Annotated in this window: 16 protein-coding genes; 11 read left to right on the top strand and 5 right to left on the bottom strand. The window is 47.5% G+C overall.

Annotation, left to right across the window (positions count from 1 at the left end):
- Positions 1-101: 101 nt before the first annotated feature.
- The 7 genes from ACFQ2O_RS02335 (at position 102) to ACFQ2O_RS02305 (ending at position 9,250) form a co-directional block, all read left to right on the top strand.
- Complete coding sequence (locus ACFQ2O_RS02335; protein WP_377522601.1) at positions 102-1,496, top strand: NAD(P)/FAD-dependent oxidoreductase; 1,395 nt, start codon at positions 102-104, stop codon at positions 1,494-1,496.
- Complete coding sequence (locus ACFQ2O_RS02330) at positions 1,493-3,037, top strand: 4Fe-4S binding protein (RefSeq protein ID WP_377522599.1); 1,545 nt, start codon at positions 1,493-1,495, stop codon at positions 3,035-3,037. Before ACFQ2O_RS02335 ends, ACFQ2O_RS02330 begins: the two co-directional genes overlap by 4 nt.
- Positions 3,037-4,506, top strand: coding sequence for a cellulose synthase family protein (locus tag ACFQ2O_RS02325; protein ID WP_377522597.1), 1,470 nt, complete (start codon positions 3,037-3,039; stop codon positions 4,504-4,506). Before ACFQ2O_RS02330 ends, ACFQ2O_RS02325 begins: the two co-directional genes overlap by 1 nt.
- Entirely contained in the window at positions 4,503-4,871 is a 369-nt protein-coding gene (locus ACFQ2O_RS02320; RefSeq protein WP_377522596.1) for a hypothetical protein, read from the top strand. Before ACFQ2O_RS02325 ends, ACFQ2O_RS02320 begins: the two co-directional genes overlap by 4 nt.
- 119 nt (positions 4,872-4,990) lie before the next feature.
- Positions 4,991-5,896 (top strand): hypothetical protein, encoded by a 906-nt coding sequence (locus ACFQ2O_RS02315; RefSeq protein WP_377522594.1) that lies wholly within the window; start codon positions 4,991-4,993, stop codon positions 5,894-5,896.
- 482 nt (positions 5,897-6,378) lie between these two features.
- Positions 6,379-8,088 (top strand): glycoside hydrolase family 15 protein, encoded by a 1,710-nt coding sequence (locus ACFQ2O_RS02310; RefSeq protein ID WP_377522592.1) that lies wholly within the window; start codon positions 6,379-6,381, stop codon positions 8,086-8,088.
- A 289-nt stretch (positions 8,089-8,377) separates the two neighbouring features.
- Positions 8,378-9,250: an alpha/beta fold hydrolase gene (locus tag ACFQ2O_RS02305; RefSeq protein ID WP_377522591.1), complete on the top strand. Its 873-nt coding sequence runs from the start codon at positions 8,378-8,380 to the stop codon at positions 9,248-9,250.
- 345 nt (positions 9,251-9,595) lie between these two features.
- Here the strand turns inward: ACFQ2O_RS02305 and dinB are convergent, their stop codons facing one another.
- On the bottom strand, positions 9,596-10,678 hold the full coding sequence (gene dinB, locus ACFQ2O_RS02300; RefSeq protein WP_449301385.1) for a DNA polymerase IV: 1,083 nt from the start codon (positions 10,676-10,678) through the stop codon (positions 9,596-9,598).
- Positions 10,679-10,825: 147 nt separating this feature from the next.
- On the opposite strand from dinB, the gene ACFQ2O_RS02295 reads away from it, so the two are divergent.
- The 4 genes from ACFQ2O_RS02295 to ACFQ2O_RS02280 all read left to right on the top strand — a co-directional run bounded on the left by ACFQ2O_RS02295 (position 10,826) and on the right by ACFQ2O_RS02280 (position 15,004).
- The gene (locus tag ACFQ2O_RS02295; RefSeq protein WP_377522590.1) at positions 10,826-12,127 is read left to right on the top strand and encodes a PQQ-dependent sugar dehydrogenase; all 1,302 of its coding nucleotides are present in this window, start codon (positions 10,826-10,828) and stop codon (positions 12,125-12,127) included.
- A 126-nt stretch (positions 12,128-12,253) separates the two neighbouring features.
- On the top strand, positions 12,254-12,934 hold the full coding sequence (locus ACFQ2O_RS02290) for a type 1 glutamine amidotransferase domain-containing protein (RefSeq protein ID WP_377522588.1): 681 nt from the start codon (positions 12,254-12,256) through the stop codon (positions 12,932-12,934).
- Between the two features lie 169 nt (positions 12,935-13,103).
- Positions 13,104-13,988, top strand: a complete 885-nt coding sequence (gene cysM, locus ACFQ2O_RS02285; protein WP_377522586.1) for a cysteine synthase CysM — start codon at positions 13,104-13,106, stop codon at positions 13,986-13,988.
- Between the two features lie 167 nt (positions 13,989-14,155).
- Positions 14,156-15,004, top strand: a complete 849-nt coding sequence (locus ACFQ2O_RS02280) for a pirin family protein (protein WP_377522585.1) — start codon at positions 14,156-14,158, stop codon at positions 15,002-15,004.
- Positions 15,005-15,169: 165 nt separating this feature from the next.
- Here the strand turns inward: ACFQ2O_RS02280 and ACFQ2O_RS02275 are convergent, their stop codons facing one another.
- The 4 genes from ACFQ2O_RS02275 to ACFQ2O_RS02260 all read right to left on the bottom strand — a co-directional run bounded on the left by ACFQ2O_RS02275 (position 15,170) and on the right by ACFQ2O_RS02260 (position 21,109).
- Positions 15,170-16,150: a S4 domain-containing protein gene (locus ACFQ2O_RS02275; RefSeq protein WP_377522584.1), complete on the bottom strand. Its 981-nt coding sequence runs from the start codon at positions 16,148-16,150 to the stop codon at positions 15,170-15,172.
- A gap of 203 nt (positions 16,151-16,353) precedes the next feature.
- Positions 16,354-17,346: a 23S rRNA pseudouridine(2604) synthase RluF gene (rluF, locus tag ACFQ2O_RS02270; protein ID WP_377522583.1), complete on the bottom strand. Its 993-nt coding sequence runs from the start codon at positions 17,344-17,346 to the stop codon at positions 16,354-16,356.
- 307 nt (positions 17,347-17,653) lie between these two features.
- Complete coding sequence (locus ACFQ2O_RS02265; protein ID WP_377522582.1) at positions 17,654-19,435, bottom strand: cytochrome-c peroxidase; 1,782 nt, start codon at positions 19,433-19,435, stop codon at positions 17,654-17,656.
- Positions 19,436-19,618: 183 nt separating this feature from the next.
- Complete coding sequence (locus ACFQ2O_RS02260) at positions 19,619-21,109, bottom strand: hypothetical protein (protein ID WP_377522581.1); 1,491 nt, start codon at positions 21,107-21,109, stop codon at positions 19,619-19,621.
- Positions 21,110-21,226 lie beyond the last annotated feature (117 nt).

Below are 21,226 nucleotides of genomic sequence, written 5' to 3'. Positions count from 1 at the left end.
AAAGTACGGCAGCTACGGTTATTTTCAGGTAAATTTGAAGAAAGCTGTAGTATAACCAGCAGGGGAATCAAGCCCTTAAAACCAACAGCCAAACCACCTTTATGGAGGAAACAAAACCGATAGCTGATTTCTGCATGAACACCCCAGGCCGCCGCATCGCAATAATCGGTAATGGTATCTCGGGTGTAACCTGCGCGCGCCACATCCGCAAACGCGACAGCGAAGCGCAGATCACCATTATCTCCGGCGAAACAGAGCATTTCTTCTCCCGCACTTCCCTGATGTACATTTTTATGGGGCAGCTGAAGTATGCGCATACTAAGCCCTACGAGGACTGGTTTTGGGAAAAGAACCGCCTGAAACTGGTGTATGATTGGGTACTAAGTATAGATTTTGAGAATAAAGAACTACAGCTAAAAGCGAACCAGCCGCTCAAGTATGATATCTTAATTCTGGCATTGGGTTCTAAACCGAATATGCTTAACTGGCCGGGGCAGGAATTGGAGGGGGTGCAGGGGCTGTATACTTACCAGGATTTAGAAAAGATGAACGCCAACACCGCTAACTGCCAGCGTGCCGTGGTGGTAGGAGGAGGCTTAATTGGTATTGAGATGGCCGAGATGATCTTGAGCCGGAACATTCCTGTCACTTTCCTGGTGCGTGAAAAGCACTTCTGGGGAAGTGTGCTGCCGCCTGAAGAATCGGAGCTCATCATGCGCCACATGCGCGAGCACCACATTGACCTGCGGCTGGAGACCGAGCTACAGGAAATAATAGATGACGGTACAGGTCGTGTGAAAGCTATTGTTACCACAGCTGGAGAAGAAATTGCCTGCGGGTTTGTAGGCATTGGGGTAGGCGTGCACCCTAACATAGAGCTGGTGCGCCACACAGGCTTAGAGGTAAATAAAGGCATTCTGGTAGATCAGCATTTTGCCACTAACGTTCCCAATGTATACGCCATCGGCGATTGTGTTGAATACCGGGTGCCGCTGCCGTATCGGAAGAACATAGAGCAGGTGTGGTACACAGGCCGCATGCACGGCGAAACGCTGGCGCATAACCTGACGCGGGAGCCGGTAAAGTATAACCCTGGCCCCTGGTTTAACTCTGCTAAGTTTTTCGACATCGAATACCAAACCTATGGCATGGTACCGACTACGTGGAGCGAGCCAGTACAATCATTTTACTGGGAGCATGAAAGTGGCAAGATTGCATTCAGGGCAGTTTTTAACGGAAACGATAAACGCTTGCATGGGGTAAATGCCTTGGGTATGCGACTGCGGCATGAGTTTTTTGACGAAGCTTTAAAAGATAATTGGACGGTAGAGCAGGTGCTGGAAAGCATGCACCGCGCCAGCTTTGACCCAGAGTTTTATGATAAACACCAACGGGCGATGCTGCAGGCCTATATCCAACAATTTAATACAAACCTGCAGCCTAAGAAGAAAAAGAGAAACTTTTTATCATTTTTAGGAAGCAGAACAACCGCATGAAAATACTACAGAAAACAGGTTTGGGCGTGTTTCTGCTTTGCCTGCTGCTTTTTAACGCGCTCCTGTTTATGGGGCAGTTTGAGCTTACCGAGCAGCAACTGGAGCAGTCGATAAAGCAGGAACACGTGGAGGTGCTAAGGCAGGAATTACAGCCGATATTGGGCAAAACCTATTCATCCAGCTTTGCATTTGCCACCGATTTCAACAAGCACCTCGATAACTATAACGAAGAACAACAACGCAGCCAGCAATGGGACCGCGTGATCTGGGATGATTACGCCTTTGCCCTTACCAAAGTAGCCAGCCAGGGTTTTGTGCAACACAACGAATTGCTTCTGCTCTTTCTGACGGTGGTTTTAGGCGCCGCTGGTGCCTTGCTATACATCCTGCCGAAGCATCGTGGTGAGCCTGCTGGTGTAAGAAACAACGGCGTGATGATCTCTTCCAACAAATCGCGGGGTTGGGTTGGGATTACGATAGGAGTTTATCTAACAGCTGTTTACATACTGCTGTACTGGTACCCGGAGTACCTCGTAAACTGGACTATACTTGTTGATCCGATAAGCCGGGCACTGTCTGGAGGGCCAGCCAGCCAATGGTTTATGTATGGCACACTCTATACTTTAGCTATACTTGTGATGGGCGTGCGGATGTTTCGCAAGTATAAGGGAAATAAATACCAGCTGGTGCGCACCTCATCGGTTATGTTTTTCCAGCTGAGTTTTGCTTTTCTGATACCGGAAATACTGGTGCTGCTCAACAACCCTTGGCAAGACCTGAAAAACATCTGGCCCCTCGACTACGACTTCTATTTCGACTACAGCGTGGCAAGTATGCTGGGCGGCGGTGCTGTAGGCATTTTTATGTTGATCTGGGGAACGCTGCTGGCATTGGTAGGCGTGCCTGTATTTACTTATTTCTACGGCAAACGCTGGTACTGTAGCTGGGTGTGCGGCTGCGGCGGACTGGCCGAAACTGCCGGAGACCCTTACCGGCATCTTTCCGATAAATCGCTTAAGGCCTGGAAAATTGAGCGGTGGCTGGTTTATCCTATTCTTGTTATAATTGTAGTGATCACAATTATGACCATAGCCAACTATTTTACCGATTTCGCACTTTTAGGACATTACACAGACATTTTGCACCAATGGTACGGCTTTCTGATCGGGTCAGCTTTTGCCGGTGTGATAGGGGTTGGCTTTTACCCTATGATGGGCAACAGGGTGTGGTGCCGCTATGGCTGCCCTTTGGCAGCATATATCGGTATCGTGCAGCGCTTTAAATCCAGGTTCAGGATCACGACCAACGGCGGGCAATGCATTTCCTGCGGTAACTGCTCGGCCTATTGCGAAATGGGCATCGATGTGCGCTGGTATGCACAGCGGGGCCAGAATGTAGTGCGCGCTTCCTGTGTTGGCTGCGGTATTTGTGCCACTGTTTGCCCAAGAGGCGTATTAAAGCTAGAGAATGGCCCGGAGCAGGGCCGCATTACCGACATTCCTATACTTACCGGGAATGATTCTGTAAAGGTGCTGAATTAATGGAATACCTGATTATACTTTGCGTTGTGCTGTATGGCTGCGCTATGCTGTTTGTCTTGTTTTACGGCATGGCCCAGGCGCATCTGCTGTATCGTTTCAGCAGGTACAGCAAGCATGGCGAAAGTGCAGCACTACCTGCCCCGGAAGTATGGCCGATGGTAACGGTACAGTTGCCGGTGTACAATGAAAAATACGTAGTAGAGCGCCTGGTACAGTCCATAGCTGCTTTGGATTATCCCGCAGATAAGCTGGAGATACAGCTGCTCGACGACAGCGACGATGAAACCACTACCATCATCCACCATAGTATAAACCAGCACCCGCAGCTACAGTTCCAGCACATCCGCCGGCCGGACCGGAGCGGCTTTAAGGCAGGGGCTTTAAAGTATGGCCTGGCGCTGGCGCAGGGAGAATACATTGCCATTTTCGATGCTGATTTTGTACCATCTCCATACTTCCTGAAGCAAACCATTCCGCACTTTGCTGATGTAAAGCTAGGTATGGTGCAAACCCGCTGGACACACCTGAACCAGGATTACTCTATACTTACTAAGCTGCAGGCGCTTGCCCTGGATGCACATTTTTTTATAGAGCAGGTCGGCCGTAACAGCCAACAAGCCTTTATCAATTTTAACGGAACCGCAGGCGTCTGGCGCAAAGCAACTATACTTGATGCCGGCAACTGGCAGGATGATACCTTAACCGAAGATCTGGATCTGAGTTATCGGGCGCAAATACGTGGCTGGGACTTTAAATACCTGTCAGCTGTTGAGTCGCCGGCAGAGTTGCCTCCGGTTATGAGTGCCCTTAAATCGCAGCAGTTCCGCTGGACAAAAGGCGGAGCCGAGTCTGCCGTAAAGCATTTGCCAACGGTGTTGCGCTCAGGTGCCGGGCTGCGCACGAAATATCACGCCATGGCCCACCTGCTGAACAGTGCAGTGTTTGTGGCGATACTGATAGCCTCGCTGGCAAGTATACCATTGCTGTGGGCACAGGTAAATAACCTGCTTCCTGATGTTGTTTTCCGCATAGGCAGTTTTATGCTGATCAGCTTTGTTATGATAAGCCTGGTATACTTTCAGGCTAATGCCCTGGGAAAAACTACAGGTATGAACAGGCTGCTTAGCTTTGTGGTATACTATCCGATGTTTTTGTCTATGTCGATGGGGCTAGCGCTGCATAATGCCGTAGCGGTGTGGGAGGGCTGGAGCGGACGTAGATCACCTTTTATCCGTACCCCGAAATTTAACCTGGAGGCGCAGCAACACCAATGGCAGGAGAACCTGTACCGCAGCCTGAAAATACCTTTTACCACTTACCTGGAAGGGGTACTGGGGCTGCTGTTCCTGGGCACTGCGGCCTGGAGTGTGGCACAAGGAGAATATGCTTTTCTGGTGTTTCACCTGATGCTGGCCATAGGTTATCTGCTGGTTTTCTACTACTCTTTTCAGTCCTACAGAAAAATATGAAGTATAGCGACTCAAAACTACTGTTTGTTTATAACGCTGAGACAGGCTTTTTTAACAAGCTGACGGACATGGTGCATAAAATTGTTTCTCCGGACACCTATGCCTGTAGCCTCTGTGCGCTTACCTATGGCAAGTTTACTATGTTTGAAGACTGGGCGGAGTATCTGCAAAGCCTGCCACTAAAGGTGGAATTTATTTATAAGAACGAGTGGAGGCACAAAGAGGTGTATGACAAGTACCCGCTGGTGGCGCTGCGGCAAAATGGAAGTATAACGTTGCTGCTGAAGGCAGAGGAGCTGAACAGTATGAAATCTTTGGCCGAGCTGAAAGGAAGTCTGAATGAGGCTCTACAACTAAAAGTATAAATAAGCGCATATTTTAGCTCAAGCATCCGCTCGTGCTCCATTAGCAGCCAGCTAAGTATAAAACAGGCACATACGGATACTTGCAGCAGGAAGTAAGAACCGTTACAAAAATCATTACTATGAAGCAGCTTTTAATACTTAGTCTTGTTTTCAGCCTTTTGGGTTGCTCCGGCGCAAGCCAGCGAAGTATAAATTATGATGCTTTTGGTGAATATTGGTACCAGGGAAAGGCAGAGCTAAATTCCTATGAACTGGAGCAGTATCGCTATGGAGAGAAAAGAGTAGGCGAGGCTGTACTCATTTTTGTAACCGAGGATTTTTGGAGGGACAAACAGGTGAAGCTGGATGAGCCGCAAGCCAATGAAAGCGATGCCCAGAAGGTACTGAAGCTGAACATGACCAAGAAGTTTATTACTGGCATATACCCCTATTCCATGATGCTGTCGGTTTTTACGCCTGTTTATGATAGTATTCCGGCCGTAAAGGTTACTGCGAGCGTGCAGGAGTGGTGCGGGCAGACTTACACACAGCTCAAGCGCAACAACGGCAAGTATAAAGCGCAGCTTTTTTCATACTTCGAGCGGGAAAGCGACCAGCAGCTTACCCTTGATGCCATTCCCGAAGATAACCTCTGGACACTGCTGCGCCTGCACCCCAGGCAGGTGCCAACCGGAGAGGTTAAGCTCATTCCTGCTCTGCTGGACCAGCGCCTGACACATGAGCAACTGGAGGCAGAGGAGGCCACCATCACCATCGCTCCAGCCACGGAAAGTATGGCTGGCTTTGCAGCAACAGAGCTGCAGTTGCTTACGGTAAAGTATAAGGCTTACCCACGCACACTGCATATCTTTTATACTTCAGCTTTTCCTTATCAGATAGCTGGTTGGGAGGAAATTCGGCGCTTGGAGGGCGGGAAAGAAGAAGTTAGCCGCGCTACCCGAAAAGCCACTATGATGATTGACTACTGGACCAAAAACAAAAACAAGTTTGAGCCGCTGCGCCGTAAGCTGAAGCTCGATAATTAGTGAGAATGTCATTATGCTTGGCACCCGAAACCTTCTTGTTTTAAGCAGGCTTTTGGGTTATAGCAAAAGCTTCTGGTTTGCTGTAGCGGTTTTAACTGTATTGCGTAAGCCAGGAAGGTCCTAAAGCTATCAGGTACTGTTTCAGTTTTTATGTATAAGTAACTACTAGCCAAAGTAACCAGCTTTACCAGGGCAAACGCAGGCTTCGTGCAGAAAAGGTCGGTTGAGATGGTTAGGAAGTGTGCCTGCAAGATTATCAGAGTAAAACAAATAGGCATCTGGAAAGGTATTTATGTTTTAAAGCAGAGAGCTGGCGGAGCAGGAAGCGCGCGAAAAGCAGGCTCCAAACACACCTGTCCGCCTGAGGAACTTGCGAAGCGAACGCTGTTTTGGCCTGAGCCGATTCAGATAACTGCTCCGGCTCAACCTTCACCAGGGGTGGTACTTTAAACTTAACAGCCGGATAGAGAGCATCATAGCCTATGACAATATTACAACCCAAGATACAAGACCTTGCTATAATTGGCGATCGCCGTACCTGCGCCTATACCGATAAACAAGCTAATATTGTATGGTATTGCCCCGGCCGATTTGACCAACCGTCCGTGTTCGCCAGCTTGCTTGATATAGAAAATGGAGGAGCCTGGAAGATAATAGCCGAAGGCCTTACATTTAAAGAACGGCATTATACCGGTGACAGTGCGATCCTGAATACATACCTGCTACATACAGCAGGAGCTTTGCAGGTAGAAGACTGGATGCCCATGGGCACTGCTTTTACCGGAATTTGCCGGTCTCTGTCTGAAGCACCCGTAGACTTGCAACTAGTATTACAGCCAAAGCCCGATTATGCACGTGGAGAGGTAGAGCTGCTGCTACAGGACAACACAGCAAGTATAAACGGAACACTTTTTTTGTCTGCATCTCATCCGCTACAATTACAAGGAGATACGATTTGTTGTGCTGTGCCTGAAGGAGAAAAATCATGGTTTGTTTTGGCTGATCAGGAGTTTAAAGCAGAGGAGCAGTTGCTGGAGGAGGCAAGAAAAGCTACGCTGCAGGAATGGAAGCAAATCAGCCGTCATATAACGTACCACGGCGCATACCAAAAGGAAGTGCGAAACTCACTGCGTGTGCTGCGGATGATGACTTTTGCCGAGAACGGAGGCATCATAGCGGCAGGTACTACGTCCTTGCCTGAAGTGCCGGAAGGTGACAGAAACTATGATTACCGCTATGTATGGCTTCGCGATGCCGCCATGATCGCTAGCGCCCTGACACGTGCAGGCTCTGACGGTGAGGAAGAACGGAAGTTCCTTGACTTTATCTGTAACGCCTTGCACCACATTGATAAACCTGTTGTGCCTTTTTTTACCCTTGATTTTGAGCCAGCCCCTGGCGAGGAGGAGTTACATCACCTTACAGGCTATAAGGCAAGCCTGCCTATCAGGATAGGTAACAATGCCAATAGCCAATTGCAGCTGGATGCTATCAGCAATGTTTTACTGGCAGCAAAAGTTATCTATAACAAGTTTGATACGAGGGAGCATTGGCAGTTGGTAAGCGAGCTGGCAAACTACTTGGCGGCACACTGGCATGAGAAAGACCATGGTATTTGGGAGGAAACACAGAAGCAGCATTATACTGTAAGTAAAGTAGTAGCCTCTATTAGCCTCAAGTATATAGCTGAACTTAGTGAAGAGCAAGAGCAAAAGGAACGTTGGGAACAAGCCTCTTTCGAAATAAGAAACTTTGTACAACAAAACTGCCTCACCTCAGAAGGTGCTTATGCTGCTTTTCCGGGTACAGAGGCAGTAGATGTAAGCGCAATTCTGTTTCCAATATGGGCTTATGTTGATGCTGATGATCCGGCTGTGCTGAAAACAATAGAAGTACTGGAGCGAGATTACTGCCAGCATAACCTGTTTCGCCGCCACCTCGTGGATTATGAGGGAGAAGAAGGCGCTTTTTTAGCGGGCACTTTCTGGGTGGCACAGTATTACGTGATGCGCAAAAATACCGAACGGTTTAAGCAGATAATGGATGCTGCGCTGGCTTTTATGAATGATGTTGGACTAATGCCAGAAGAAGGAGACCCGGTAACAGGAGAGTTTCTGGGCAATATACCACAAACCTTTGTGCACGCATCGCTGGTTGGTGCCGTAATTGACTATGAGAACACAAAAGATTAACCCGGAGTTATGGTAGCTTTCTCTGCAGCAGTGCTTTTCAAGGAGCTTTGTTGAGCAAAGAAAAGCGAAGCGCTACAGCCAAGCTTTGTATAGCAAACGCCTATTCATACATAGAACTGTGGTGGGCGAGCTGCTACTTCTTTGCTTAAAGCAGGTCTGCAATTTAACGGATGCTCAGTTAAAATTGCTATAGCAAATAAACCATTTCATGCGCATAGCAGTAGGTATGGGTCTGGGAGCGCAAGCAAAAATTTGCCAGTGCCTCTACTCCACCTGAAAAATGAGCACCATGAGCGAAAGCAGAACAGTAGCGCAAGTCATAGCCGAACACCAGGAAGCTGGTAAGTTTATTCAAGTAGACGGCATCAAAACCTTCGTCCTGGATCAGGGTGAGGGAGAAGCTGTGTTTTGTATCCATGGTGTGCCAACATCCTCTTTTTTATACCGGAAAGTTATCAACTCATTAGCAGATAAAGGTATGCGGGGCATCTGTATTGATCTTCCAGGCCTGGGCTTATCTGATCGACCGGAAGATTTTGAGTATACCTTTCACAGCTTTGCACGCTTTTGTGCCCGAGCTGCCGAAGTGCTGGGCTTAAAGCAGTACCACTTGCTGATACATGATATAGGCGGGCCCGTTGGTTTTGCGCTGGCTGCCGAAAACAAAGCTAAGATTCTCTCTCTGAATATTCTGAACACCTGGATTGATGTAGACACTTTTAAGAAGCCTTTACCGATGCGCCCGTTTGAAATGCCGGTGCTGGGAGAGGCAGAACTTAAAACCATTATACACCCTACCTGGCACCTGCTGTTCTCTAATATGGGTGTGATAGATGCCAATCCTATACCTGACGAAGAGATTTATGCCTATGTAGATCTGTTGAAACGTGAGGATGGAGGAGCTGCTTTTCTAAAGATCATGCGCAGTTTTCAGAAGTCAGAAGAGTTTAAACGCTTATGTTATGAGGCAGTTGAAAACGTGGCTTATCCCATTCAAGCTATATGGGGCGCAGAAGACCCAGCTTTGGATTTTGCCCATTACGGCAACCAAATAAAAGCCGCAGCTAATTTGCAGGAGGTACACAAGTTGGCGTCTCGGCATTTTCTGCAGGAAGAAAAACCAGAAGAAATTGCAGCATTAATTGTGGGGTTAAAAAAGTGATAGTATAACTAGCGTTTCTTAGCTTCTGCCATTCTCTGCTGGCGCGAGTTTTCAACTCGTGTCTTACAATGGTGTTGGGTTTGTAACTCAACTGGCTTGAAAAGCCATACTTGCTATAGCTTTTACTATACTTAGTGCAGTTGATACTTGCATTGCTCGAAGTATAGCATCTCCGGTTAAGCTTTCCTTCCATGCTTCTGTTTATACTTCACCTCTCGGTTAACTGTCTCACCTTTTGCTTTAGAGTGCTCAGCTCAAAGATCAGGAGTAATTAACTAGGATATTATCAGGGAGTTACGGCATGGATATACTTCATCAGAAATAAGACACCTAAAAATATATAACCTAAAGCTCCAGGGTTAGCTGATAACCTTCCTGCTGTTTGTCGTGCTGGTAGGTAAGGCTGGAAACGGAGATACCAAGCAGGCGCACCGGATAAGCTGGAAGCTGCGGCGTGTGTAGCAACTCACGGGCAATGGTGTAAATAGCGCTGGCCGAGCTGAAGTCACTCAGGTAAGTTTTGCTGCGGGTATTTTGTGTGAAGTCGAAATACTTTATTTTGACTGTTACTGTCTTGGCAGCAGCCTGAAGCCGTGCCATATCCTGAGCCACTTCTTCTGATAAAAACTGTAAACGTTCCAGCATATCATCTTCTTCTGTCAGGTCTATATCAAAAGTACGTTCAGAGCCGATAGACTTACGGATGCGGTGGGGCTGTACCTCCCGCTCATCCTGTGCACGGGAGATGCGGTAATAATAGCGGCCCACTTTGCCAAAGTTTCGCACCAGCTCCTCTTCGGTGCGCAGCTTTAGGTCAGCTCCAGTCAGGATGCCCATATGTTGCATTTTGGCTGCTGTAACTTTGCCAATGCCATGAAACTTCTCAATCTCAAGCCCAGCTACCAAGTCTTCTGCCTTGTCCGGTGTGATGAGCGTAAAGCCATCGGGCTTGTTCATGTCAGAAGCGATCTTTGCCAGAAACTTATTGTAGGAAACTCCTGCAGATGCGGTTAAGCCTGTCTCCTCTAAAATGCGCTGCTTTATCTCTTTGGCGATGATGCTGGCAGAAGGCATACCAATCTTATTCTCGGTCACATCCAGGTATGCCTCATCCAGCGATAGGGGTTCTACTAAATCGGTGTAGGAATGGAATATCTCCCGTATCTGCCGCGATACGGCACTGTAAACATCAAAACGAGCTTTTACAAAAATGAGGTGCGGGCAACGTTGTGCTGCAATTTTGGAGGCCAGTGCAGAGTGAACGCCATACTTACGGGCTTCGTAGCTGGCAGCGGCTACCACACCGCGCGCCTTGGAGCCACCCACAGCCACAGGCTTGCCGCGCAGCTCGGGGTTATCGCGCTGCTCCACGGATGCGAAAAAGGCATCCATGTCTACATGTATAATCTTGCGGATGGGCTGTTCCAAAGTATAGCTTTAATCGCTGCAATTTACAAAATCAAAGGCAGGAAGTATAGTGCAAACTACCGTCAGGTTAAGAGCTTACCCAGAATAATTTAACAAATAACGAGCACTCCTGCGTATAGTATAAACTTAAATAGTAAAGCCTGATAAATGAAAAAGATGACATGGAGAGCGCCACTACTGGCCATGATGGCAAGTATAGCATTTGCTGGTTGCTCCGAATCACAGAGAGCTACTACGGAAACAAACAATAACACTGCGGTTAACAACATTAACCCCGATGCCGACACCGTAACAACTGAAACAAACGCTAACCTGGTTTTGCCTGCGCCGGATACTACCCATCAAGTAGAAAAGCGCAGCAAAACAATCGGCTGGCCTGCTGGCAAAATGCCTGTGGCTCCCGCGGGTTTTACAGTAAGTAAGTTTGCCGGAGACTTGAAGCACCCGCGCCGTATGTATGTGGCCCCAAATAAAGATATTTTTGTGGTGGAGTCGGATGACGAGAAGAAAAGCGCTAACCGCATTACCATGTTCCGCGACACCAATAGCGACGGTCAGCCTGACATGCGCGAGGTGTTTATGACCGACCTGAAGCAGCCTTATGGCATGTTGGTGATGAACGGCTATTTCTATGTGGCCAACACCGATGGCATCATGCGCTATCCCTATAAAGAAGAGCAGACAAAAATTACCGCAAAAGGAGAGAAGATACTGACCTTACCCGCTGGCGGCTATAACCACCACTGGACACGCAACCTGATTGCAAGCCCTGACGGTTCTAAAATATATGTTTCAGTAGGCTCTGCCAGCAACGTAGGTGAGTATGGCATGGACGAAGAAAAACGACGCGCTAACATATTGGAGATTAATCCAGACGGATCAGGAGAACGCATTTTTGCCAGCGGGCTCCGCAATCCGGTAGGAATGGATTGGCAACCTGGTACTACTACCCTTTGGGCAGCAGTAAATGAGCGTGATGAACTGGGAGATGAACTGGTGCCAGATTACCTGACAAGTGTACAGGAGGGGGCTTTTTACGGTTGGCCTTATGCCTACTTTGGCCAGAACGTAGATCCGCGTCGTAAAGGCGAAAGGCCTGATCTGGTGCAAAAGACCCTTGTGCCTGATGTGCCGCTTGGTGCCCATACTTCTTCGTTAGGATTGGAATTCTATAACGGCAACCGCTTTCCGGCTAAGTATAGAAACGGCGCTTTTGTCGGGCAGCACGGCTCTTGGAACCGTAGCAGTTTCTCTGGCTATAAAGTGGTTTTTGTGCCTTTCCAAAGTGGGAAGCCAGGCAAGTATGAGGATTTTCTGACAGGCTTTATTGCCGATGCAGAAAAAAATGAAGTATACGGCAGGCCCGCCGGTGTGGCAGAATTACCAGACGGTTCGCTGCTGGTTGCTGACGATGAGGGTAATACCGTATGGCGGATAGCTGCACAGTAAGATTTGATTTTAAATTAGCCTTTGCGTTTTCAGGAGAATAAAACTTTATATTCTTGAAGTGGTTGTAAGTGTGCAGACGTGCCATAGGAGCACCTGCTATTTTAATTACAGAAGATAACACGGATTATGAAAGTATTATTTGTTTTAACATCACATGCAGAGCTCGGTGATACGGGTAAAAAAACCGGGTTTTGGGTAGAAGAGTTTGCCGCGCCTTATTACGTTATGGCTGATGCTGGAGTAGCTGTTACTTTAGCATCTCCGGCAGGTGGTGCACCACCTGTAGATCCTAGTAGCGAAGCACCCGGTGCCCAGACAGAAGCTACTGAACGCTATAATGGCGATCAGGACTTGCAGAATAAACTGATGAACACAACCAGGCTTAGCGATATAAAAGCCGATGATTACGATGCTGTTTTCTACCCTGGAGGCCACGGTCCGCTTTGGGATCTAACAAACAGCGAAGAATCAATCAAGCTAATTGAGGCATTTGCCAAACAACAAAAACCTGTGGCTGCTGTTTGTCATGCGCCGGCTGTTTTCGCTAAAGTAAAGAACGAGCAGGGCGAGTCTTTTGTGAAAGGTAAGAACGTGACCGGCTTTACCAACTCAGAAGAAGAGGCCGTTAACCTTACTGATGTAGTGCCATTTCTGGTAGAGGAGAAACTACAGGAACTTGGTGGCAATTACTCTAAAGTAGCAGATTGGCAGCCGCACATAGTACGCGATGGCCTGCTTATTACAGGGCAGAATCCGGCATCATCGGAAGGTGTAGCTGAAGAGTTACTCAAGTTATTAAAAAAGTAGCATTCAATAAGTACATAGCTGAGCCCACCTTGCCTTTCGCAAGGTGGGCTTTTTGTTGTGTTAAAGTATAAAGAAACGACTAAAGCGTCTGCAGGTGGCTGTAGTGGTGAAGGAAAGAAAACTATCCCTTACTTTTGTGGTTTAACAATCTATCACCATTCCAGAGCTTATGGCAACTTTACTTGACTTTATAGGCAACACCCCGCTGGTGGAGCTTACACATATAAATACTAAACCTGGCGTAAAACTGTACGGAAAGCTGGAGGGCAACAATCCCGGCGGCAGCGTGAAAGACCGTGCTGCCTATAGTATGATCAAGGGTGCTTTGGACCGAGGCGATCTGAAGCCAGGTATGAAGCTGATTGAAGCGACCAGTGGCAACACCGGCATTGCGCTGGCTATGATTGCACGTCTTTTTGAGGTGGAGATAGAACTGGTAATGCCTGCTAATGCCACTAAAGAGCGGGTACAGACGATGGAGGCGTACGGCGCAAAAGTTACCCTAACACCAGCAGAGAAATCTATGGAAGGCGCTATAGATCATGTGGCAGAGAAGGTGGCGCAGGGAGGTTACCTGGTGCTGAATCAGTTCGGCAACCCAGATAACTATATGGCGCATGTACGCACGACCGGCCCTGAAATCTGGCGAGATACGGAAGGCCAAATAACGCATTTTGTATCATCTATGGGTACTACGGGCACCATCATGGGTGTATCACGCTACCTGAAAGAGCAGAACCCTGATGTACAGATTGTAGGAGCACAGCCGGTAGAAGGCTCTCAGATTCCAGGCATCCGCCGCTGGCCAAAAGAATACCTGCCAAAGATATTCGAGGCAGAACGTGTAGACCGCACGATTGATGTAAGCCAGGCCGAGGCCACCGCTATGACGCACCGCTTAGCCAAAGAAGAAGGTGTATTTGCAGGCATGAGCAGCGGTGGTGCTGTGCATGTGGCAACCAAACTGATAGAAGAGATAGAGGAAGGTGTGGTTGTCTGCATCATCTGCGACCGTGGTGACCGTTACCTGTCTTCAGATTTATTTGCCTCATAAGTATACCACCCGGTATAGCAAGTTAAAATAAGCAAAGGAGGAGGGTAGCACTAGTTTCCTCCTCCTTTACTTTTATGCCCGTCCCGTAAACATAAAGAAAGGATAAAGCTTTTATACTTGGCAGCATATTTGTATATTGGTGTACGTACATTGAATTTGAGATTACTATGAGAAAAATAAAGAAAAAACATAAAGCAGCTTATGCGCCCATGGATGACCTGGTAACGTATCGTGCCATTCCAACGCGTGAGGTAGAGTATATAGATCCGTTCCTGTTTCTGAACCATCATGGGCCGCAGGTATACAAGAGCAACAACAGAGGCTTACCTTTTGGGCCGCACCCGCACCGAGGTTTCGAAACCTTAACATTTATACTTGATGGTGACATCATGCACCAGGATACCGGCGGCGGTAAAGATGTTATTGTGGCTGGCGGCGTACAGTGGATGACAGCTGGCCGCGGACTTATTCATGCTGAAGTTTCCTCCGATAAGTTTAAGAAGGAGGGAGGCCCACTGGAAATTCTGCAGCTGTGGTTTAACCTGCCTGCCAAGTATAAAATGACTGAGCCAAAGTATGTTGGCCTGCAAAAAGACCAAATTCCTACCGCTACGGAAGATGATGGCAACGTAAAGGTAAACGTGATATCCGGCAATTGGCGCGAAACTCAGGGGCCAATTCCGTCGCTAAGTGACATTCACATGGCAAGTATAGAACTGAAGCAGGGGGGCAGTTTAACTACCTCCATAGCTGCTGAGCGGAATATCTTTTTCTATGTGGTGCGCGGCTCTGTGAAAGTCAACGGTGAAGCTGTTGATAAGCAAAATTTGGTTGAGTTTGAAAACGAGGGCGAGGAAATTAAGGTAGAGGCGCAGGAGGATAGTTATATTCTGCTAGGCCATGCGCATCCTTTCAACGAACCTGTTGTATCTCATGGCCCCTTTGTGATGAATACAGAAGAAGAGATTCAGGAGGCCTTCCGTGATTACCAGGCCGGTAAAATGGGTAGCTGGTAATGGCTTGAAAGCAAGTATAAAAAAAGAGAAGCTTATTCAGCTTCTCTTTTTTTATACTTATGAATGTAAGCTTATAGTATAAATCCTGCCCGAGCACTAAAAAAATGCTTTATCAAGTATAGCTGCTTTTATAAAAACAGAACCAGCCAGTATATTTTTTTGATTTTAGCGTCCTCTTTTAGCTGGGCCTTTGCCGCCGCTTTTGCCTGCTGCACCACCTTTTGCGCCACCGCTTTTAAAGCCACCCGTTCTATTGCCGCCTTTGGGTGCTCCTTTAGAACTTCCTGTGCTACTTCTGGAGAAACTGCCAGCACCACCTTTTGCAGGTGTTTTAGGTCTGCTTTTGCCTATACGTGCCCCAGTTTGGCTGCCTTCACCACTGCGCGTAGTTGTCGAGCGCTTCTTCTGCTCAAAATCCCTTTCTTTGCTTTTAGCACCAGCTCTGTTAGTTACGCTGCGCAGGTTTTCCACTTCTGCAGGGTTCAGCGCACGCCAATGCCCGGCGGGTAGTTTGGCTAAAGTAAAATTCTCAATTCTGATGCGGGATAAATGCGTTACCTGGTAACCTAAGTCTTCGCACATCATCTTGATGTTGTGGTTCGCGCTTGGCTTTAAAATAATCCGCAGGCGATTAGAGCCTTCTTTGGCAACAAATGTTCTTTGTACTTGCTCCCCTGATTCATTTGGTTCGCTACCGCTTAGCTTCAGCAGGAATTCAGAAGTGATGAGCTTATTTACAGTAACAATGTATTCCTTTTCATACTTGTTATTGAACCGCGTCATGCGCGCCACAAGATCAGTATCGTTGCTCAAAAATATAAGCCCGTCAGCATCTCTTTCGAGGTGGAGGATAGGCTGTAGCGATGCCGGGTGATTAATAGCCCGCACCACATTGTCGCGCACCGACATATCAGCGGTGGCAGACATGTTAGCAGGCTTATTGAAAATCATAAACACTGGCGCCTCTTCACGCACGTTCAGAATTTCGTCGTCGATGCGCACTTTGTCTTTAGGCATTACCTTGGCACCAGCATCTGCTAATCTGCCATTGATAGTAACACGTTCTTCTTCAATCAGCTTGTCAGCCTCGCGTCTGGAGCAGAAGCCGGCATCACTTATGTATTTGTTTAATCGCTTTGGTTCCATGGTTTATGTTGGCTGTTACTACATAAGTGTAGTATTTTTAGTAGCCTTTTGTTGCACCCTGCTTTATCGGGCGGCGAAATTAAGGTAAATGCACTGCTTTACCTACTTGTTTTATAGTATAATGGCTGCTTCACCAGTATTATGCCTGATGCCTTTGATTGGCTGGCAGAGAGACTGTGATTTAGGCTACCTAACTTAAAGAATTAGCGCCTTTTGCCGCCCTTAGCTGCCCCGCGCGTACCTCTTCCGCCTGTGGCTCCTTTAGGGCTGCCTTTTGATGCACCACGAGAGCCTCGGGCACTACTTGCGCTTGATTTTGGTTTTTCACGTTTACCGGCTCCTGCACCTTTTGAAGTTCCTTTAGGAGCGCCTCCGGCACGCGCAGGTCTTCCCGCTGATGTACCTCCGCGAGGCTTAGGTTTGTTGCTTCTGGCAGGAGCAGCAGCCTCGGTAGTTCGTTTCTTATTTACTGATCCTTCTTCTGTTTTAGTGGAGCCAGCCACCAGGCGCTGCAATTCTTCCACCTCTGTATCCGTCATGTTGCGCCACTGGCCAAGCGGAATCTTGTTCAGCGAGAGGTGCATGATGCGGGTGCGTTGTAAAGTTTTTACCTCGTAGCCCAGTGCCTCACACATGCGGCGAATCTGGCGGTTCATGCCTTGGGTAAGTATGATGCGGAATTTATTTGGACCTTCCTGAGCAACAAAGCATTTTTTTGTGTTCACGCCAAGTATGGCCACACCATTACTCATCTTCTCTACAAAATCCTGAGTGATGGGCTTGTCTACCGTCACCACATATTCCTTCTCATGCCTGTTGCCCGCACGTAATATTTTGTTCACGATGTCGCCATCGTTCGTAAGAATAATAAGTCCTTCAGAATCCTTATCAAGCCTGCCTACCGGGAATATACGTTCGGGGTAATTCGTGAAACTGATGATGTTGTCGCGCTGCGAGGTGTCAGTAGTGGTCTCTATGCCAGCGGGCTTGTTTAAGAGCAGGTACACAGGCTCTACCTCATCTATTTGCAGCAGGTTACCGTCTACACGCACTTTATCTTTTGCCGTAACCTTAGCACCAACTTCAGGGCGCTTGCCGTTCACTGACACACGGCCTTGCTCAATCATTTTATCTGCCTCACGTCGGGAGCAGGTGCCTGTATCGCTTATAAATTTATTTAATCTGATCGGTTCCATAAGGTGATGGGAGCTTTTTGCTGATTTACCTGATTTCAGTATGATGAGAACCAGCTTCTTAACAACCCTTTAAACGTGCTATACTTCTTTACATCAAAAGTACAGGAAAGCTAGTGATTAACCTATTTTGAGCTGGATAGAAGAGATCACCTTTCACCTACCTTCAAAAGGTGAGGCTTACGTGCATAGAATAAATAGTTTGCATTCTATCGGAGGTGTTGTTGACTCTTATACTCCATAAACACGTATCGCCACGGGTATAACCTATGGCGATACGTTACTTAAAAACTGAATCTGTTTGGCCTATTTATACTTCGTCTGTCAGTGTATGGAGAAATGAAATAATGGATTTCGTTTCCTCCTCAGTCAGGTTGAGTGGGTCAGGAGGGAGAGTCTGATTTTCCAACTGTAGTCCCATGCCTTGTGCTCCTCCTTTGTTGTAGAAATCCATAACCTCTTCTAACGTTTGATAAGAACCGTTGTGCATGTATGGTGCTGTTTTGGCGACATTGCGGAGTGTCGGTGTTTTAAACGCAAAGCGAAGTTCCTCCATTTTATTGTGAGTAAACCGGCCAAGGTCAGGATCTAACATTGGGTGAGCTGCTCTCGGGTTTTCAACAATGCCCAGTACTTCTGCTTCTGTATTGTTGAAGGCAGGTGCCGCAGTGCCGTTGAACACAGGCATAAAATGGCATGTACCGCATTTTGCTTTACCCATAAATAAATTGAAGCCTTTGGTTTCCTGTGCCGTCAGGTGTTGCTCTTTGTCTCGCATATGCCTGTCGAAGCGTGAGTTGAAGGGAGTGAGCGAGCGAACGTAGCTGGCAAGCGCCATCATCACATGCTTTGGCTGGATCTCTGCCTCCATACCCGGAAATGCTTGTTTGAATGCGAGTATAAAATCAGCTTCGGCATTTAAGCGATGTGCTGCATCTTCTACAGAGGCGTGCATTTCATCTTTGTTACGGATAACATCTACGGTTTGGCTCTCCAGGGTTGAGGCGCGCATATCGTAAAACTGGGCGTGCTGTAGCCCTGCATAGTAGAGGGTGGGTGCGTTGCGCTGAACGAATTTGCCTTTTTCGATTGCGGCACTTTTCGGCAGTCCATCTGTAAAGGCAAGTTCAGGCTTATGGCAGGCGCCACAGGTACTGCTATTGCCAGATACCACAGGGTTAAAAAAAAGCGCTTTACCCAGTGCTATCTTTTCTGGTGTAGCCATGGCTTCTGCAGAGCCTGCAAAATAATCGGCACGGAGGCTGTTTTTATCGAAAAGTGTGGCAGCTTCTGCATGAATGGCTAAGGGCATTGTAAGGGGGGCAACGTTTAACTGCTTTTGCCAGCCCGTAATTTCTGCCGTGATGGGATTCGCAAACTGGGTTATAAATGCCATTCGATCGAAATGATCAAAAGAAGCACTTTGCGCAGTATAAGCAATTGCTTTTTGTAGGAGTGTTTGCAGCTGTTCGTTGTTACCAAAAAACGCCAGCACTTCCTGCACAGATTGTAGAGCTGTAGCAGCCTCTTTAACGCCTGTAGCCGTAAGTGGTGTATCGAATCCGGAAATGCCGAGCACGATGATTCGGAACACTTCCTGCCTGCAGGCATTCAGTATATGTGCATCTGTAAACTCTGTGCCCTCCAGTATAGTGCGTGCGCGCCCTGTAAGGGATAAGAACTTTTTTGCCTCCTGTATTAACACCTCCCGGTTCTGCTCTTCAAAGCTTGGATAAAGATGTTCTTCTATCACTTGTAAACCCGAAGGCTCAAACACGGTTGTTTCTTCAACTTCTATTTCAGGCAGAGGAGCGCCATTTAGTTCTTTGCTGACTGTTGGGGCGTAATACTCCGTAAACAACTCCACTTGTTTATAAGCTTGCCGTGTACGATGAAACGCTAAACGAATGGAGTCTTCTGAACCTGTAGTTGCTAAGCGCAACAGCTCATTTTCTGCTATATGCTGTAGTGTGTCTAATTCAGAAAGTAAATGAAGTTTGGCTTTTTCAGAAGGAGATAAAGGTGCATCCGGTGTGCAGCAATAGATAGCTGTGCTTAGCAGCAAAGAAAAGGCGAATAGCAACTTTTTCATGGCGACAGGGAGTTTGAAAAGGAACTGGTTAAGGTAGAACAGAAGAACTAAAGCCGAAATAAATCGACAGACATGGCATAGAGAGTAAATTATCATGCCCCCGTCTGGCTTTTAACTGAAATAAAGCAAAGCTCTCCTAGGGGTAAGAGAGCTTTGCAGTGGGGACTGGATAAAAAGGGTAATTTATCGGGGTACGTTGGTAAGTATCACTGTTTGTCCGCCTTCTAAGCCGCTGCCGCTTGTAAACAGGCCGCTGCCATCCGCATCTTTATACTTCTCGTCTCTCCAGGTATGTGGATGCAGGTTTACCACAAAGGTGCCAGGAAGACCGATCAGATCCGAAATATCATACATAGCGCCGTACTCCCAAGAACTAAGGTTGTTAGAGCCAACAGAGTTATACTTGGCATTGAAAGCAGGATCGTCGCGGCGGTGGTTCATCTCAAGCATTGGCTTTAAAGCCTTTGTCCTAAGGTTGTACTGCCAGATGCGTCCGTCATGTTTATTCGCGCTGTAGAACGAGTCGCCATCTTCCTGAATGTAAGCGAAGTTTTCGGTAACACAAACGTTATCAGGGTTTACAATGCTATTACCCGGATCAATACCACCATCAATCAATGGTGTAAGTTTGCCACTCAATGGGCTTCTTGGGTTCAAATCAAGTTTGTAAAGGCGGCCCCACATTGTAAAGCCTGGTGCAGGATTTACTTTGTCGGGGCTCACACCTGTGGCTACAAAGTATAAAGTACGGTTGGCGTCAGGTCTGCCTTTGCCATAGTCCAGGTCTTCTACGCGAGCAAACTGTATAGCTCCTTTCTCAATAGTTTGTGCGGCTAGCTGGGCGCCTGTGCTGGATTTTACGTCTGTATATTCTACAAACTCTACATCGTAGCTGCTGCCAACCTGCATGTCTGTTTCTACCACGTTTTTGTCTTTGCGACGCAGCATGTACAGTTTGCCGTTTTGCATATCACCTACACTGTTAGATAAGTACATGTTCACCTGACCCATGCTGTTGGCAGGGTTGCTTTCATCTTCTCCAATAAAAATAACTGTTTTGCCAGGATATGCTGTCTTCGGCAGTGGTACAGCGTTTTCGGCGCTGGCTTTGCCCAAGGCTGGCAAGGTGCGGTCGGTGCGGCTTCTGTCTGCTATGTCACCGAAGGGGTTGATAGCGTGAATCATAGACTCTACACCACTCTCGCCTGCTGTCAGGAAGGTTGGGCCGAAGCCGTGTTCCTCCGGGGTAGCCAGGGTGGCCGAGCAAAGGCGCCACATACCTCCTGTGCCGTTTACGAGGTATTCACCTTTTACTGGCTTTAGCTTTTTATCAAGGAATACACGCGATACTGAACGCAGGTATTCGTGGTTGGTAATCATAATATAACCCTCACCATTCGGGTTTTTGATCATGCCACCACCATCTGGCTGCGCACCATAGATAAAGTTTGGAGACTGCTCAAGTTTATCGTCGCTGCTGATAAGGGTATTTACCTTAATGCCGTTGAAGCCAGGTAAGGTTTTAACCAGCGCAGGGTTTACCGACTGATCTTTAAGCCCAAACTCGATAGGTCGCTCGGGAGTGTACTTGTCGTCATTGTTACAGCCAGTAACAACGATTGTGCTTGCCAGTGCCAGGGCAAGACTAAGTTTTGAAGTAGATAGGTTTTTCATAGCAAACGTTTATGTCTGCTCAAAACTACCAGCACAATGTTACTTAAGTATTACATGCTAATAACCCTTTGGTTATCGTATTGTCACTAGAAAGTGAAATGCCTATATTTAATTAGA

Origin of the sequence: Pontibacter rugosus (assembly GCF_042678745.1) — a bacterium.
GTDB lineage: Bacteria > Bacteroidota > Bacteroidia > Cytophagales > Hymenobacteraceae > Pontibacter > Pontibacter rugosus.
This window is presented reverse-complemented; position numbering and strand designations above follow the sequence as displayed.

Bases quoted from the DNA above. Each gene is read 5' to 3' on its own strand.
- ACFQ2O_RS02295 (WP_377522590.1), top strand. From the start codon at position 10,826: ATGAAAAAGATGACATGGAGAGCGCCACTACTGGCCATGATGGCAAGT.
- ACFQ2O_RS02275 (WP_377522584.1), bottom strand. From the start codon at position 16,150: ATGGAACCAAAGCGATTAAACAAATACATAAGTGATGCCGGCTTCTGC.
- cysM (WP_377522586.1), top strand. From the start codon at position 13,104: ATGGCAACTTTACTTGACTTTATAGGCAACACCCCGCTGGTGGAGCTT.
- ACFQ2O_RS02260 (WP_377522581.1), bottom strand. From the start codon at position 21,109: ATGAAAAACCTATCTACTTCAAAACTTAGTCTTGCCCTGGCACTGGCA.
- ACFQ2O_RS02335 (WP_377522601.1), top strand. From the start codon at position 102: ATGGAGGAAACAAAACCGATAGCTGATTTCTGCATGAACACCCCAGGC.
- ACFQ2O_RS02320 (WP_377522596.1), top strand. From the start codon at position 4,503: ATGAAGTATAGCGACTCAAAACTACTGTTTGTTTATAACGCTGAGACA.
- ACFQ2O_RS02290 (WP_377522588.1), top strand. From the start codon at position 12,254: ATGAAAGTATTATTTGTTTTAACATCACATGCAGAGCTCGGTGATACG.
- ACFQ2O_RS02310 (WP_377522592.1), top strand. From the start codon at position 6,379: ATGACAATATTACAACCCAAGATACAAGACCTTGCTATAATTGGCGAT.
- ACFQ2O_RS02325 (WP_377522597.1), top strand. From the start codon at position 3,037: ATGGAATACCTGATTATACTTTGCGTTGTGCTGTATGGCTGCGCTATG.
- ACFQ2O_RS02280 (WP_377522585.1), top strand. From the start codon at position 14,156: ATGAGAAAAATAAAGAAAAAACATAAAGCAGCTTATGCGCCCATGGAT.
- ACFQ2O_RS02315 (WP_377522594.1), top strand. From the start codon at position 4,991: ATGAAGCAGCTTTTAATACTTAGTCTTGTTTTCAGCCTTTTGGGTTGC.
- ACFQ2O_RS02330 (WP_377522599.1), top strand. From the start codon at position 1,493: ATGAAAATACTACAGAAAACAGGTTTGGGCGTGTTTCTGCTTTGCCTG.
- ACFQ2O_RS02265 (WP_377522582.1), bottom strand. From the start codon at position 19,435: ATGAAAAAGTTGCTATTCGCCTTTTCTTTGCTGCTAAGCACAGCTATC.
- ACFQ2O_RS02305 (WP_377522591.1), top strand. From the start codon at position 8,378: ATGAGCGAAAGCAGAACAGTAGCGCAAGTCATAGCCGAACACCAGGAA.
- rluF (WP_377522583.1), bottom strand. From the start codon at position 17,346: ATGGAACCGATCAGATTAAATAAATTTATAAGCGATACAGGCACCTGC.